The following is a 14,767-nucleotide window of genomic DNA, read 5'->3' on the forward strand; positions in this document are numbered from 1 at the left end:
CCCGAACCCGTCGGCGCGGTATCAGCGCGACAACCTGAAAGGGATTCCATGAGCGTCAGCCTCACCAGCACCTTCATCAAACCGGTCCATCGCGAGGGCCCGAAGTTCATCGCCGCCTTCGCGGTCGTCACCGCCATCCTCTGGCTCCTGTGGGAACCCCTGGGTCTCGTCGGGCTCGTGCTGACGGTGTGGTGCTACTACTTCTTCCGCGATCCGGAGCGGACGGTTCCGATGGACGAGGGGCTGATCGTCTCGCCCGCCGACGGCATCGTCTCGCTGATCGGACCGGCCATCCCGCCGGCGGAGCTCGACCTCGGACCCCAGCCGCTGATGCGTGTCTCTGTCTTCATGTCGGTCTTCGACTGCCACGTGAACCGCGCGCCCGTCGCGGGCGAGGTGACGGAAGTGGCCTACCGGCCCGGCAAGTTCTTCTCCGCCGAGCTCGACAAGGCGTCGGAGGAAAACGAGCGCAACGGGCTGGTCCTCACGATGGCCGACGGCACGCGGCTCGGCGTGGTGCAGATCGCGGGCCTCGTGGCGCGGCGCATCCTCTGCGAGGTCGATGCCGGCGCCCAGCTCGAGCGGGGCGACCGGTTCGGCCTGATCCGCTTCGGCTCCCGCCTCGACGTCTATCTGCCCGAAGGCACCGCGCCGCGCGTCGCGGTAGGGCAGGTGATGACTTCGGGCGAATCGATCCTCGCCGTGATCGGCCGCGACGATACCGCCACCGCGAGGACGGAATGACCGCCCCGCGCGAGCCGCGGGAGACGCCGTTCCCGGTCGTCCTGCTGCTGCCGAACCTCGTGACGATCCTCGGCCTGTGCTTCGGCCTGACCTCGATCCGCTTCACCTTCGCCGATCAGTACAGCTGGGCCGCGGGCTTCCTCGTGCTCGCGGCGCTCGTCGACGGGATGGACGGGCTGCTGGCGCGGCGCCTGAACGCGGCTTCGCCCTTCGGGGCAGAGCTCGACTCGCTGTCGGACTTCGTCTGCTTCGGCGTGTCTCCCGCGCTTCTGGTCTACAATTTCGGGCTCGAGGGTCTGTCGGGGATGGGGTGGGTCGCCGCGCTGACCTTCGCGATCTGCTGTTGCCTCCGGCTCGCACGGTTCAACGTCAACGCGAAGGCGGAGACGAACTCGAAAGGATCCTTCACCGGCGTGCCGGCGCCGGCGGGGGCGATGCTGGGCATCTTTCCCGTCTCGCTGCACCTCGCCGGGTTCCTCGACCTGCGCGACGTGCCGATCCTGATCGCGGTCTGGATGATCTTCGTGGGCGGGCTGATGGTCGCGCGGTTCAAGACCGTCTCGCTGAAATCGGTCCGCATCAGCCGGGAGAACGCCGTCTACGTCCTGATCGGCGCGACCGTGGCGATCGGCTTCATGCTGACGCGGCTCTGGTTGTTCCACGTCCTGATGTCGGTGATCTATCTCTGCATGCTGCTGCAGGGGATGATCGCCCAGCGGCGTCGCCGCCGGGCAGGCTGATCCGCCTGGATCAGCGACGACGGTCCCGACGCGAGGACATCGGCTGGAACGCGACGGAGACATGCGCCTCGCAATAGGGTTTGCCGGCCTGGACCTGCAGGCCGCAGAACCAGAACTTCTCTGTCGCAGGGTCGCCGATCGGCCATTTGCAGGTCCGCTCGGTCAGCTCCATCAGCGAGATCTTCTTCGCCGTCTTCTCGACCGCGTTCACCTTCGCGAGCGCCTCGGGCGAGATCTCGTTGGCCGAAGGCTGCGGCGGCAGCGGCTGGCCGGCCATCAACGGCTTGCGTAGGGGCGTGACGGAGGCGCCGTGCGGCACCGCGGCCATCGTGCGCGGCTCGTCGTCGTCGGGCTCCGGCTCGGGTTCCGCCGCCGCCGCCGGCGCCTCATCGGGCACGACCGACGGCTCGGGATCCGCGGCGACGTCCGCGAGGGGGGCGGTGTCCGCGACCGGCTTCGCTTCCTCGGTGCCGCGGTTCGACAGGCCCAGCCGGTGAACCTTGCCGATCACGGCATTACGCGTCACGCCGCCAAGTTCCTTGGCAATCTGCGAGGCCGAGGCGCCCTCGGTCCACATCCGCTTCAGCGTCTCGACACGCTCGTCCGTCCAGGCCATCGATGTCTCCTTGTCTGCCCGCTCCGGCCGCCAGCACGCGCGAGGGGTGGCGATCCCGAAGGAAAGACTATTGTAAGCATCCCGCGGCGGCGCGACAAGGCGGCCCGCCCGAGATGGAGGCACAGGACATGACCGACACGACCGCGATGCAACAGGACGCGCAGGCCGCCCGCCACGGGGTACGCCGGTTCGGGCGAGTCAACTGGCTCGGGCTGCAGACGCTGATCCTGCGCGAGGTGCGGCGTTTCAGCTCGGTCTGGACCCAGACGCTGCTGGCGCCGCTCGCCACCGCGGCGCTGTTCCTGCTGGTCTTCTCGCTCGCCGTCGGCACGCGCCGGGGGGACGTGATGGGGTTGCCCTTCGTGCATTTCCTAGCGCCCGGCATCCTGATGATGACGGTGATCCAGAACAGCTTCGCCAACGTCTCCTCCTCGATCGTGATTTCCAAGGTGCAGGGCAACATCGTCGACACGCTGATGCCGCCGCTCTCGGGGGGCGAACTGGTGGTGGGCTACCTCGCCGGCGGGATCGCGCGTGGCCTCGTCGTCGCGGTCGCGATCGCGGTGCTGATGTTTCCGTTCCTCGGCCTCGGCATCCACAATCCACTGATGGCGCTCGTCTGGGTCGCGCTCGGCGGCGCGTTCCTCGGCGCGCTCGGGCTCGTCGCGGGGGTGTTCGCCAACAAGTTCGACCAGATGGCGGCGATCACCAACTTCATCATCACGCCGCTGAGCTTCCTGTCGGGCACGTTCTACTCGATCGACGGCCTGCCGCCGGTGATGCGGGCGCTGAGCCACGTCAATCCGGTGTTCTACCTGATCGACGGGCTGCGATCCGCCGTGCTCGGCGTATCGGACAGCTCGCCGGTGCTGGGCTTCTTCGTCGTATCGGCCGCCACGTTCGCCGTCGCGCTGCTCGGATGGTGGATGTTCCGGACGGGCTACCGCCTGAAGTCCTGAGAGGCGGGCGGCCTCAGACGTCGAGGCACCAGCGCATGATCGCCTTCTGCGCGTGCAGCCGGTTCTCGGCCTCGTCGAAGACGATGGATTGCGGCCCGTCGAGCACTTCGTCGGTGATCTCCTCGCCGCGATGGGCGGGCAGGCAATGCATGACCAGCGCGTGCTCCGGCGCGGCCGCCATCAGGCGGGCGTTTACCTGGTAGGGGCGCAGCAGGTTGTGGCGGCGCTGGCGCGAGGATTCCGCGTCGCCCATCGACACCCAGGTATCGGTCACGACGAGATCGGCGTCCCGCACCGCCGCTTCGGGGTCGCGCTCGATGCGGACCTCGCAGCCGGCCTGCCGCGCAGCGCCGACGAGCGCCTCGTTCGGGTCGAGCTGCGCGGGGCCGGCGAAGGTGAAGTCGAAACCGAAGCTCGCCGCCGCGTGCAGGAAGCTCTGCGCGACGTTGTTGCCGTCGCCCATCCAGGCGACGCGCTTGCCGGCGATCGGGCCGCGATGCTCCTCGAAGGTCATCACGTCGGCCATGATCTGGCAGGGATGGGAGTTGTCGGTCAGGCCGTTGATGACCGGCACGGTCGCGTGCTCGGCCATCTCGCTCAGGATGTCCTCGCCGAAGGTGCGCAGCATGATGAGGTCGACATAGCGCGACAGGACGCGCGCGGTGTCGGCGATGGTCTCGCCGTGGCCGAGCTGCATCTCCGCGCCCGAGAGGACCATGCTCGTGCCGCCCATCTGGCGGACGCCGACGTCGAAGCTGACGCGGGTGCGGGTGGAGGGCTTCTCGAAGATCAGCGCGACGACCCGGCCGGCGAGCGGCAACTCGTCGTCGGGCGTGCCCTTGGGCCGGTCCCCCCGTGCCGCCTTCATCGCGTTCGCGCGATCGAGGATGGCGCGCAGCGCGGCCGGGTCGGTGCGGTGGATGTCGAGGAAATGGGTCATGGGGATCTCCGGTCGGAAGGCGCCGGGGGCTGTCTGCCCCCGGACCCCCGAGGATATTTCGGAAGCAAAGACGGTCAGACGTCCGCAGGCTCGGTGATCGCCGCCGCGACCCGGTCGAGCCGCGTCAGCGCCTCCCGCAGGTCCGCGTCCTCGATGTTAAGGGCGGGAAGCAGGCGGACGACGTTGTCGGCGGCCGGGACGAGGCAGACCTGCTCGCGGTAGGCGCCCTGGATCACGTCCGCGTTCGGAACCTTGCATTTCAGGCCCAGCATCAGGCCCGAGCCGCGCACCGCATCGAAAACGTCGGGGTAGGAGGCGACGAGGCCTTCCAGTCCCTGCCGGAACATGCCGGCCTTGCGCCGCACATCCGACAGGAAGCCGTCGGTTGCCACGATCTCCATCACGGCGTTGCCGACGGCGCAGGCCAGCGGGTTGCCCCCGTAGGTCGAGCCGTGCGTGCCTGCCGTCAGCCCGACCGCCGCCGCTTCGGTCGCCAGCAGCGCGCCGAGGGGGAAGCCACCGCCAATGCCCTTCGCCACCATCATGATGTCGGGCGCGACGCCCGCCCATTCATGCGCGAAGAGCTTGCCGGTCCGCCCCATCCCGCATTGCACCTCGTCGAAGACGAGAAGCGTGCCGGTCGCGTCGCAGAGTTCGCGCAGGCCGCGCAGGCACTGGTCGGGCACCGGGACGATCCCGCCCTCGCCCTGCACCGGCTCGACGATGATGGCGGCCACGTCGTCGGCCTCCATCGCCGCGCGGAGCAGGTCGTGGTCGCCGAAGGGAAGGTGACGGAAGCCGGGCAGAAGGGGGCCGAAGCCGCGGGTCATCTTCTCGGACCCGGCGGCGGCGATGCCGGCGGCGGAGCGGCCGTGGAAGCTGCCGGTGAAGGCGAGGATGACGTTGCGTTCGGGCGCGCCCTTCTCGAACCAGTACTTGCGCGCCATCTTGACCGCGAGCTCGCAGGCCTCGGTGCCCGAATTGGTGAAGAAGCAGGTATCGGCGAAGGTCGCCGCGACGAGCCGCTCGGCCAGCGCCTCCTGCTGGGGAATGTGGTAGAGGTTCGACGTGTGCCAGAGCGCCTGCGCCTGCTCGGTCAGCGCACGGGTCAGGCCGGGATGCGCGTGGCCCAGCACGTTGACCGCGATCCCCGCGCCGAGATCGAGAAAGCGTCGCCCGTCCGCTTCCACCAGCCAGGACCCTTCGCCCGAGACGAAGCTCAGGGGGGCGCGGTTGTAGGTGGGAAGGATGGCGGAGATCATGGCCGGGTCCTGTCGGTTGAAGGGTCAGGCGTTCGGGGTGGCCGAATTACGGGGGTCTGTCAATTCTGGCGCCGCATGCCTCGGGGCGACCCGCAATCGCCCGACCCTCCCTCGACATCGCCCCGCCGAGTGGGCAAGGGTTAACGGCATGTGGCCCCGTACCCGCGCTCTTTCCGTTCACCTCCTGACCGCCACCGGCGCGGTCTTCGCGATGCTGTCGCTTCTCGCGGCGGTGGAGGGGGCGTGGTCCGGCATGTTCCTGTGGCTGCTGATGGCGCTGATCGTCGACGGGGTGGACGGTCCGCTCGCCCGCCGCTGGGACGTGACGTTGCACGCCGCGCGGTTCGACGGGGTGCTCCTCGACCTTATCATCGACTACCTGACCTACGTTTTCATCCCAGTCTACGCGCTCTACGCGAGCGGTCTCGTGCCGGGCTGGCCGGGCTGGGGCATCCTGATCGTGGTGCCGTTCGCCTCCGCGCTGTATTTCTGCGACACGCGAATGAAGACACCGGATGCGAGCTTCGAGGGGTTCCCCGGCTGCTGGAACATGGTGGCGCTCGTGGTCTTCGTGCTGGAGCCGAATCCGTGGCTGACGCTCGGCGTGTCGATCCTGCTGGCTGTGGCGATGTTCATGCCGTGGCGGTTCGTCCATCCGGTGCGGACGGAACGCTGGCGGCCGGTCACGCTGGCCATCACCTCGGCCTGGATGGTGCTGGCGCTGATCGCGGCCTGGGGCGAGTTCGGCCTAGGCGAGGTGCTGGGCTGGGCCTTCGCGATCTGCAGCGTCTACCTGCTCTGTGCCGGTCTGGTGCAGCAGGCGACTGAAAGCGTGCGCGCCTAGAGGTCCACCGGGCCGTCCGGGTTCGATTCGGACTCGGCGTCCGGATCGGTCGTCAGCGGCTCTTTCCGGCGGATAATGATGTCGCCGTTCTCTAGGATCTCCGGCGCCTCGTAAGCATCGACATCCTCGACCACGTCGCTGAGGTTGCGCTGCAGCTCCTCGAGATAGGGGCGGGCGTCCTCCGCCAGCCCCTGGAAGCCGCGCAGCGCCGGCTCCACCTCCTCGCGCAGCCCGTCCATGAAGAGCCGCAGGCCGCGTTCCATCGAAGAAGATCCGTCTTCGGGGGACGGCGCCGTCTCCTGCGCGGCGGCGGGAACGGCGAGGAGCAGGGCGAGCACGACGTGTTTCATAGATTGGCAGATGTAGCGGGAACCGGGTCGGTCAAGGCCGCTCCCGGTGACGTATGCAGGGCGGCCCATAGCCATCACGCCGCGCCGGCCTGTATCCGCTCCCAGGCGCGGTTGACCGCGACCAGCCGCTTCTCGGCGAGCTTCACCGCCTCCTCCGGCAGGCCGCGCGCCATCAACCGGTCGGGATGCGTCTCGCGCACCGCTTGGCGCCAGGCGGCGCGGATCTGTGGCAGCGGCGTGTCCGGCGCCACGCCCAACACCTCGTAGCAATCGGGCTCGCCCGCGCCGAAGCGGGCCCGGAGCGAGCGGAACTCCCGGTCGTTCAACCCGAAGATCGCGGCGACACGGGCGAGGAACGCGTCCTCGCCCTCATGGTAGGTCCCGTCCGCCATCGCGATGTGGAACAGCCCGTCCATCAGGTCGCGCAGCGTCTCGTGATCGTCGGCGAACATCCGGTGGATCCGACGGGCGTAATCCTCGAACCCGGCCACGTCCGTGCGGGCGAGGTCGAAGACGCGGGCAGCGTTGTCCTCTTCCTCGGGCGGGATGGTGAAGATCTCCCGGAATGCGGCGACTTCGGCCCGGCTCACATGCCCGTCGGCCTTTGCCATCTTCGCGCCGAGCGCGATCACCGCGATGGTGAAGGCGACCGAGCGCTCGGGCGGGGCGCGCAGGCGGTCGAACAGGTTCGAGAGCGCTTCGCCCGGCGCGAGGCTGGCGAGGGCCGCGAGGATGCGGGACCAGAGATTCATGGCCGCGACCCTAGCCGCTCGTCAGCGCGACGAGAACGGCGATCTCGGAAAGTTGCTGCACCGCGCCCAGGACGTCCCCCGTCTGGCCGCCGATCCGGGCGCGGGCGAGACGGCCGAGCCCCCAGAGCACGCCCACGACGAGCGCGCCGGCGAGCAGACCGTGCGCGCCGTGCAGGACGAGCGCCCCGGTCGCCAGCGCCACGGCGATGTAGGCCGCGCGTGCGGGGGGCCGCCCGGTCCCGCGCGACAGCCCGTCCGGGCGGGCGGCCGGCAGCCAGCGCATCGCCACCGCCATCGGCGCACGGCTGACCAGCGCGGCGGTGAGAACGACCGCGAAGAACTGCCCCTGCATCAGCGCCGTCACCACGAGCGACCAGCGCAGCATCAGCGACAGGACGAGCGCGATCGTCCCGTAAGTGCCGATCCGGCTGTCGCGCATGATCTCGAGCCGCCGCGCAGGATCTCCGCCGCCCCAGAGCCCGTCGGCGGTATCGGCCAGTCCGTCCTCGTGCAGCGCGCCGGTGAGCAGGACGGAGACCGCCACCGTCACCGCCGCCGCCACGGCCTGCGTCGCGCCGAGCCCCCAGGCGAGCCAGCCGCAGGCGGCCGCGACGATTCCCACGAGGAGACCGATCAACGGCCAGGCCCAGGCGGCCTCGGCGGCGCGCGGGGTCGGCGTGCCCCGGACGGGCAGGCGGGTGAGAAGCATCGCCGCTGCGGTCAGGTCGGTTTTCAGGCTCATGTCGCACCCGTCTGGTGAAGTGACGCACCGTCGCATATCGCTGCCGCCGATGCCGGTAAAGCCGGCGACGGACCACGAATGACGGAGCATCCCATGACCGACCTCGCCACCTTCGCGGATCTCCGTGCCGCGCTGGCCGACATGCCCGGCCCCGATGCGACCGCCCGGACCGCGGCCGCGGAACGCAACGGGCAGCTGACCAAGCCTCCCGGTTCGCTCGGACGGCTCGAGGACCTGGCGATCTGGTACGCGGGCTGGGTCGGCGAGCCGCGGCCCGCGCTCGACGCGCCGCAGGTGCTGGTTTTCGCCGGCAATCACGGCGTCGCGTCGCGGGGCGTTAGCGCCTTTCCGACCGAGGTGACGGCGCAGATGGTCGGAAACTTCCGCGCGGGCGGGGCGGCGATCAATCGGCTCTCGGACCTCGCCGGGGCCCGGATGGACGTGCACGCGCTCGAACTCGACCGCCCGACCGAGGACTTCACCGAAGGCCCTGCCATGTCCGAGGCAGAGATGTGCGCAGCCTTCGCGACCGGCTGGAACGCGGTCGATCCGGCGGCGGATCTCCTCGTCACCGGCGAGATGGGCATCGGCAACACGACATCGGCCGCCGCCATCGCCTCGGCGCTCCTCGGCGGGACCGACTGGGCCGGGCGCGGGACGGGCGTGGACGATTCGGGCCTCGCGCGGAAGGAGGCGGCGATCGCCGCGGGCCTCGCCGCCAATCCGGGGCGCAGCGGGTTCGAGGTCCTGGCCGCGCTCGGCGGGCGGGAGATCGCCGCGATGGCCGGGGCCATCGCCGGAGCGCGGGCGCATCGCGTGCCGGTCCTCCTCGACGGGTTCATCTGCTCCGCGGCGGCGCTTTGCCTTCACGCGGAGGCACCCGGCGCCCTCGATCACTGCCTGGCCGGGCATCTCTCGGCGGAAGGCGCGCATGCGCGGATGCTGGAGGCGTTGGGTTTGGTCCCGCTGCTCGATCTTGGCCTGCGGCTGGGCGAAGGGTCGGGCGCGGCGCTGGCCATACACATCCTGCGCGGCGCGCTGGTCTGCCATTCCGGCATGGCCACTTTCGAGGAGGCGGCGGTCTCCGGCGGCTGAGACGGCGATGGGACGCGCCCTACGTTCCATCGGGCGTACCGATCACACGACGAGCGTCAGAGCCCGTCGGAGTTCCCGGTCCGCCTGTCGCGCTCCGCGAGCACCATCGCCAGCGTGTCGGCCATCGCCTTCGCGCCCGCCCCGCTCGTCACGCCGCCCACCCCGACGCGGCGGCCCGTTCGCCACCACATGCCGGGCGCCCAGGCCAGGCCGATCGGTCGTGTCAGGTGCAGGACGAACCCGTTCGACGGCTTGAACGCGAAGACCCCCCGGTCGACCGACGCAATCAGATCCATCGGCGCGATGAGCTCCCCGTTCTCCTGCCGCAACCCGTTCGCGTCGAGCACCAGGGCCTGTGCCGATTCGCACCAGCCCTCCCGGGCGAGGATCAGCACGACGATACCGAGGCCCAGCAGCACCGCGCGCCAGCCGAACGGCATGGTCGACGACGCGACCGAGATCCAGACGAGCAGCGCCCCGAGCGCCAGATGGACGGCGAGGCTCGTCGTCCGTCGGGCAAGCGAGGCGTGAAGGACGTGCAGGGGGTCACTCATGCTTCCACGTAGACCTGCGGCCGCGGGCTGGCAATCGCAGTGACCTGCGGCTACGCATCGCGAATGCTGCACACGCTTCGTCACGGCCGGGCCACCAGCGCGCCTCCGCTCCTGATCGTCCACGGGCTGTTCGGCTCGGCACGGAACTGGACCGCGATCGCCCGGCATCTGGCGCGGGACCGGGAGGTCGTGGCCGTCAATATGCGCAATCACGGGGCGAGCCCGTGGTTCGACACGAACGGCTACGCCGACATGGCGGCCGATCTGGCCGAGGTGATCGGCGACGTGCCGCACGACGTGCTCGGCCATTCGATGGGCGGCAAGGCGGCGATGGTGCTCGCCCTGACCGAGCCCGCCCGGCTGCGCCGCCTGATCGTCGCCGACATCGCACCCGTCGCCTACACGCACACGCAGTCGCATCTGATCGAAGCGATGCGGCGGGTCGATCTGTCCACCGTCACCCGCCGCTCCGACGCCGCCGCGCAACTCGGCGACGTGCCCGACGACGGCACGCGCGCGTTTCTGCTGCAATCGCTCGACGTTAAGGCGCGGCGGTGGACTCTCAACCTCGACGCGCTCGAGCGGGAGATGCCCGAAATCGTCGGCTTCCCCGAGATCGACGGCCGGTTCGACGGCCCGGCGCTGTTCCTGTCGGGCGGGGCGAGCAACTACGTCCGCCCCGAGCATCGCGACCGGATCAAGGCGCTGTTCCCCGAAGCCCGGTTCGCGAAGATCCCCGGCGCGGGACACTGGCTCCACGCCGAAAAGCCGCGCGAGTTCGAGGCGACGGTGGCGGCCTATCTCGACGCGTGACCGCGCATCCGCAAAAGGGGCTGCATTTCACCCCACACGACCGCATCGGCGGGTGTCCGGCGAAGCGGCGCCCCGTGCCTTTCCCGGCTAAACACTCCGCGAAACCAAATCAAGCCCCTGACCTCTAGACCGCCAATCCCTCCGGCTCCGCGAGGCCGTTCGCGCGGCAGCAGGCCGTCAGCGTGTTGGCGAGCAGGCAGGCGATCGTCATCGGTCCGACGCCCCCCGGCACCGGCGTGATCGCGCCCGCGACCTCGGCGCAGCTCTCGAAGTGGCAATCGCCCACCAGCCGCGACTTGCCGGCCTCGCCCGGCACCCGATTGATTCCGACATCGATCACCGTCGCGCCCGGCTTGATCCAGTCGCCCGGCACCATCTCCGGCCGGCCCACGGCGGCCACGACGATGTCGGCGCGGCGCACCACCGCGCCCAGATCCCGCGTTCGCGAATGCGCCACCGTTACCGTCGCCGAATCGCCCAGCAGAAGCTGTGCCATCGGTTTGCCGACGATGTTCGACCGGCCGATCACCACGGCCTCCATTCCAGACAGCGAACCCAGCTGGTCGCGCAGCATCAGCAGGCAGCCCAGCGGCGTGCAGGGCACGAGCGCCTTCTGGCCCGTGTAGAGCATGCCGACGTTGGAGACGTGGAACCCGTCCACGTCCTTCGCCACGTCGATCGCCTCCAACACCTTGGCCGCATCGATATGCGCCGGCACCGGCAACTGGCAGAGGATGCCATGCACCGCCGGATCTGTGTTGAGCCGGCCGATCAGCTCGAGCAGGTCCGCCTCGGGCGTGTCGGCGGGCAGGCGGTGCTCGACGCTCTCCATGCCGACCTCGACCGTCTGCCGGCCCTTGTTGCGCACGTAGACCGCGCTGGCCGGGTCCTCGCCCACCAGCACGACGGCGAGTCCCGGCGTCACGCCGGCCGCCTTCACGCGCGCGACCTCCTCGGCGATGCGTTCGCGCAGACGCGCGGCAAAGGCCTTTCCGTCGATGATCTTGGCTGTCATGGGGTCTCCTTCGCTGCGCCGTCGCAGCCATCTATACGCGGCCGCGAGCGGGACGCCATCGGGGGGCGGGTGCCTGTCCGCGCGTGTCCGGATGCTCTCCGCGCGCGGCACGCGGGCGGGTTGGCGGAGCCGAGCGGATGGCGGATGCGGCCTTGCTGCCGATGGCGTCCGGCCCGTCGTCCGGACCCGCGGTCGTCGTCCAGCCCGCGCTTGCGAGGACCAGCTTGCCGTTCGAACGGACCTGTATTCGGTCGGTCGCGCGCTGCGACAGCTTCGCTCGGTCGTGCCCATTACGGAAAAGGCCCACGTCGTCGATGTCGATTGCCGCGCCGGTCAACTCGACCAGTCGCCTCTGCACAACATGTGCGATCTCGATATCGGTCCTGACGGCATGGCGATCTCACACGAAGCTGGGCGCGGTCTATGCCTCACGCGTATCCGCGTCCGGATCGCGGTCATGGCGGAAACCGACATTCCGCCCGCCACCCGCGGCGCGTAGCCGGGTCCTGCGGCACCCGCCGAATCGCGGAACCTCGCCGATCGATCTGCGATTGGCTGCCAGTCGTTTCTCCGAAAACCGGCAGAACCGTGCCGAGATGCAGAATGGACCGAGGACGACCGCCATCAGCCTCTTGATCCATACCGGGTTCGCCACCGGGGTCGCGCTCGCCGCCTGTCAGGCCTTGACCTGACGGGGTGCCGCGTCAGGACGCGCGCCACACCCGCTGATCGGGGACATGCAGCCGCACGCCGTCGCCGATCCGGACGTCACCCACCCGTTCGACCCAGGCCGTCACGCCGCGCCGCCCGCGTGCCGCGCGACGGAACGCCTTCGCATCCCCGCCGGTCTCCCGCGCGATGACGGGGCCGGGGAGATGACACGGACGGTTCTGCATGTCGACGGTGATGGTCGCGCCGCTGTCGAATTGCAGGCGGGCGGAAGGCGGGAGATGGCTGAAATCGGGGATCCCGCTCACCGCCATCGTCGCGCCGAGCCAAGCCGGGTCGAGGCGTTCGAGACCCATGCCCTCGGCAATCTCGGCCAGTTCCTCGGTACCGACGAGGGCGAGTTGCCGTGCGTTCCGGATCTCCGTCCCGCGCGGATAGAGGTCGAGCACCCGGCTGCAGGACGGTCGCGTCGCGCCACCGTGATCCTCGCCCGCCGGTCCCGCGAAGTCGAGCCGCAGCTCCGTCGCCGATACCGAAGCGAGATCGGCCGCGCGGGAGGGAACCAGTCCGAGCCATTCGACCCGGCCGACGACATCCGTCCGCGTCAGGGCCGGCACGACGCGACCCGGCGGGAGCCCGACAGCAAACGGCCGGCCCCGCGGGGCCGGCCGTCATCGATAACCGGCCTGACTGGCATCAGGTAGACGGTTCGGGTTTCGGCGCGATGCCGGGTCCCTTCGCCTTCGGCTTGGTCTTCGGGATCGCCGTCAGCGACGGCCCGCCGGTGCTTGCCGCGTCGTCGTCGTCGTCTCGTCCCAGCGGCTCGCCGTTGATCACCTTCATGATCTCCGGCCCGGTCAACGTCTCGTATTCGAGAAGCCCCTGCGCCAGCCGCTCCAGATCGTCGCCCTTCTCAGTCAGGATGCGCTTCGCCGTCTCGTAACCCTCGTCCACGAGCGCGCGCACCTTGTCGTCGATGACTTTCTGCGTCGTACCCGAATGCGTGGTCCCGCCGCCGTAGCTGCCCAGATGCGATTGCTGCTCGTTCGCGTAGTCGATGAAGCCCAGCTCCTCAGCATAGCCGAACTGCGTGACCATCGCGCGGGCGATCTTGGTCACCTGCTGGATGTCGGAGGCCGCGCCGGAAGTGACGTTCTCCTTGCCGAAGATCAGCTCCTCGGCCACGCGCCCGCCCATCGCCATCGCGATCTTCGAGGTATACTTCTGGTAGCTCACCGAAAGCTGGTCGCGCTCGGGCAGGGACAGGACGAGGCCGAGCGCCCGGCCGCGCGGGATGATCGTCGCCTTGTGGATCGGGTCGTGCTGCGGGACGTTCAGGCCGACGACCGCGTGGCCCGCCTCGTGATAGGCGGTCAAGCGCTTCTCGTCCTCGGTCATCACCATCGACCGCCGCTCGGCGCCCATCATCACCTTGTCCTTGGCGCTCTCGAAATCGTCCATCGTCACGACGCGCCGGCCAATCCGAGCGGCCATCAGTGCCGCTTCGTTCACGAGGTTGGCGAGATCCGCGCCCGAGAAGCCCGGTGTGCCGCGCGCGATGATCCTGAGATCGACATCGGCGCCGAGCGGCACCTTGCGCGCATGGACGCCGAGGATCTTCTCGCGACCCTTGATGTCGGGGTTCGGCACTTGGACCTGACGGTCGAAGCGGCCGGGCCGCAGGAGCGCGGGGTCGAGCACGTCGGGACGGTTGGTCGCCGCGACAATGATGATGCCCTCGTTGGCCTCGAAGCCGTCCATCTCGACCAGAAGCTGGTTCAGCGTCTGCTCGCGTTCGTCGTTGCCGCCGCCGTAGCCGACGCCACGCGACCGACCGACCGCGTCGATCTCGTCGATGAAGACGATGCAGGGCGCGTTCTTCTTGGCCTGCTCGAACATGTCGCGCACCCGGCTGGCGCCGACGCCTACGAACATCTCCACGAAGTCGGAGCCCGAAATGGTGAAGAACGGCACGCCAGCCTCGCCGGCGACGGCGCGCGCTAGAAGCGTCTTGCCGGTACCCGGGGGGCCAACAAGAAGTGCGCCCTTCGGGATCTTGCCGCCGAGGCGGGAGAATTTCTGCGGATTGCGCAGGAACTCGACGATCTCTTCTAGATCGTCCTTCGCCTCGTCGATGCCGGCCACGTCATCGAAGGTCACGCGACCGTGCTTCTCGGTCAGCATCTTGGCCTTGGACTTGCCGAAGCCCATCGCGCCGCCCTTACCGCCGCCCTGCATCCGGTTCATGAAGAAGATCCAGATGCCGATCAGGACGAGGAACGGCAGCCAGAGCGACAGCGCGCTAAGGAAGCCCGACTGTTCCTGGCTCTCGGCCACGATGCTCACGTCATTGGCCAGCAGCAGGTCCGTCACGTCGACGTCGGAGGGCTTGATCGTGAAGTTCTCGCCGCCGCCGGAGCCGCGGAACACGATCCGCTCCCCGTCGAGCGTCACGTTCGAGACCGACCCGTTCTCCACCCGGCTGATGAAGTCGGAATAGGGCACCTCGCGCGCCGACAGCGAGGAGCCGCCGCCGGAGAAGAGCTGGAACAGGGCCATCACCAAGACGAAGAGGACCACCCAGAAGGCGATGTTGCGCGCGTTTCCCAAGAAGAATACCTCCAAACGGCGCGGGCGGCCCCGCGCATGCCTATCCGGGCAAGATAGTCACT

16 protein-coding genes are annotated in these 14,767 nt (G+C 69.4%); 6 read left to right on the forward strand and 10 right to left on the reverse strand.

Going from position 1 to position 14,767, the window contains the following annotated elements; genetic code table 11:
* Positions 1 to 48 precede the first annotated feature (48 nt).
* On the forward strand, positions 49 to 744 hold the full coding sequence (locus Q1A87_RS04680) for a phosphatidylserine decarboxylase (protein WP_299647557.1): 696 nt from the start codon (positions 49 to 51) through the stop codon (positions 742 to 744).
* Positions 741 to 1,484 (forward strand): CDP-diacylglycerol--serine O-phosphatidyltransferase, encoded by a 744-nt coding sequence (gene pssA, locus Q1A87_RS04685; protein ID WP_299647558.1) that lies wholly within the window; start codon positions 741 to 743, stop codon positions 1,482 to 1,484. The genes Q1A87_RS04680 and pssA overlap by 4 nt, the downstream gene beginning before the upstream one ends.
* 10 nt (positions 1,485 to 1,494) lie before the next feature.
* On the opposite strand, the gene Q1A87_RS04690 is transcribed toward pssA, so the two are convergent.
* Positions 1,495 to 2,100 carry a GcrA family cell cycle regulator gene (locus Q1A87_RS04690; protein WP_299647559.1) on the reverse strand — a complete coding sequence of 202 codons (606 nt, stop codon included), beginning with the start codon at positions 2,098 to 2,100 and terminating at the stop codon, positions 1,495 to 1,497.
* Between the two features lie 128 nt (positions 2,101 to 2,228).
* Between Q1A87_RS04690 and Q1A87_RS04695 the strand changes: the two genes are divergently transcribed.
* Positions 2,229 to 3,059, forward strand: coding sequence for an ABC transporter permease (locus Q1A87_RS04695; RefSeq protein ID WP_299647560.1), 831 nt, complete (start codon positions 2,229 to 2,231; stop codon positions 3,057 to 3,059).
* A 13-nt stretch (positions 3,060 to 3,072) separates the two neighbouring features.
* Here Q1A87_RS04695 and argF read toward each other — a convergent pair whose 3' ends face one another.
* Both argF and Q1A87_RS04705 read right to left on the reverse strand, forming a co-directional pair.
* Entirely contained in the window at positions 3,073 to 3,999 is a 927-nt protein-coding gene (gene argF / locus Q1A87_RS04700) for an ornithine carbamoyltransferase (RefSeq protein ID WP_299647561.1), read from the reverse strand.
* Between the two features lie 74 nt (positions 4,000 to 4,073).
* Complete coding sequence (locus tag Q1A87_RS04705) at positions 4,074 to 5,261, reverse strand: aspartate aminotransferase family protein (protein ID WP_299647562.1); 1,188 nt, start codon at positions 5,259 to 5,261, stop codon at positions 4,074 to 4,076.
* Between the two features lie 148 nt (positions 5,262 to 5,409).
* Here Q1A87_RS04705 and Q1A87_RS04710 point away from each other — a divergent pair, with 148 nt between their 5' ends.
* Entirely contained in the window at positions 5,410 to 6,105 is a 696-nt protein-coding gene (locus Q1A87_RS04710) for a phosphatidylcholine synthase (protein WP_299647563.1), read from the forward strand.
* Here the strand turns inward: Q1A87_RS04710 and Q1A87_RS04715 are convergent.
* The 3 genes from Q1A87_RS04715 to cobS all read right to left on the reverse strand — a co-directional run bounded on the left by Q1A87_RS04715 (position 6,102) and on the right by cobS (position 7,949).
* A complete protein-coding gene (locus Q1A87_RS04715) occupies positions 6,102 to 6,443 on the reverse strand; it encodes a hypothetical protein (protein WP_299647564.1) in 342 nt (113 codons plus the stop codon). The two genes, Q1A87_RS04710 and Q1A87_RS04715, sit on opposite strands and share 4 nt — an antisense overlap.
* 86 nt (positions 6,444 to 6,529) lie before the next feature.
* On the reverse strand, positions 6,530 to 7,207 hold the full coding sequence (locus Q1A87_RS04720) for a TerB family tellurite resistance protein (protein WP_299647565.1): 678 nt from the start codon (positions 7,205 to 7,207) through the stop codon (positions 6,530 to 6,532).
* A 10-nt stretch (positions 7,208 to 7,217) separates the two neighbouring features.
* Positions 7,218 to 7,949 (reverse strand): adenosylcobinamide-GDP ribazoletransferase, encoded by a 732-nt coding sequence (gene cobS / locus Q1A87_RS04725; protein ID WP_299647566.1) that lies wholly within the window; start codon positions 7,947 to 7,949, stop codon positions 7,218 to 7,220.
* 93 nt (positions 7,950 to 8,042) lie between these two features.
* Here cobS and cobT point away from each other — a divergent pair, with 93 nt between their 5' ends.
* On the forward strand, positions 8,043 to 9,044 hold the full coding sequence (gene cobT, locus Q1A87_RS04730) for a nicotinate-nucleotide--dimethylbenzimidazole phosphoribosyltransferase (RefSeq protein WP_299647567.1): 1,002 nt from the start codon (positions 8,043 to 8,045) through the stop codon (positions 9,042 to 9,044).
* 56 nt (positions 9,045 to 9,100) lie between these two features.
* On the opposite strand, the gene Q1A87_RS04735 is transcribed toward cobT, so the two are convergent.
* Complete coding sequence (locus Q1A87_RS04735) at positions 9,101 to 9,598, reverse strand: hypothetical protein (RefSeq protein WP_299647568.1); 498 nt, start codon at positions 9,596 to 9,598, stop codon at positions 9,101 to 9,103.
* Positions 9,599 to 9,661: 63 nt separating this feature from the next.
* On the opposite strand from Q1A87_RS04735, the gene Q1A87_RS04740 reads away from it, so the two are divergent.
* Positions 9,662 to 10,411 (forward strand): alpha/beta fold hydrolase, encoded by a 750-nt coding sequence (locus tag Q1A87_RS04740; protein WP_299647569.1) that lies wholly within the window; start codon positions 9,662 to 9,664, stop codon positions 10,409 to 10,411.
* Positions 10,412 to 10,535: 124 nt separating this feature from the next.
* On the opposite strand, the gene folD is transcribed toward Q1A87_RS04740, so the two are convergent.
* The 3 genes from folD to ftsH all read right to left on the reverse strand — a co-directional run bounded on the left by folD (position 10,536) and on the right by ftsH (position 14,705).
* Positions 10,536 to 11,426: a bifunctional methylenetetrahydrofolate dehydrogenase/methenyltetrahydrofolate cyclohydrolase FolD gene (folD, locus tag Q1A87_RS04745; RefSeq protein WP_299647570.1), complete on the reverse strand. Its 891-nt coding sequence runs from the start codon at positions 11,424 to 11,426 to the stop codon at positions 10,536 to 10,538.
* A gap of 704 nt (positions 11,427 to 12,130) precedes the next feature.
* On the reverse strand, positions 12,131 to 12,712 hold the full coding sequence (locus tag Q1A87_RS04750; RefSeq protein ID WP_299647571.1) for a sulfurase: 582 nt from the start codon (positions 12,710 to 12,712) through the stop codon (positions 12,131 to 12,133).
* A 79-nt stretch (positions 12,713 to 12,791) separates the two neighbouring features.
* Entirely contained in the window at positions 12,792 to 14,705 is a 1,914-nt protein-coding gene (gene ftsH, locus Q1A87_RS04755) for an ATP-dependent zinc metalloprotease FtsH (protein ID WP_299647572.1), read from the reverse strand.
* Positions 14,706 to 14,767: the final 62 nt, after the last annotated feature.

Source organism: uncultured Jannaschia sp. (assembly GCF_947494055.1).
Lineage (GTDB): Bacteria > Pseudomonadota > Alphaproteobacteria > Rhodobacterales > Rhodobacteraceae > Jannaschia.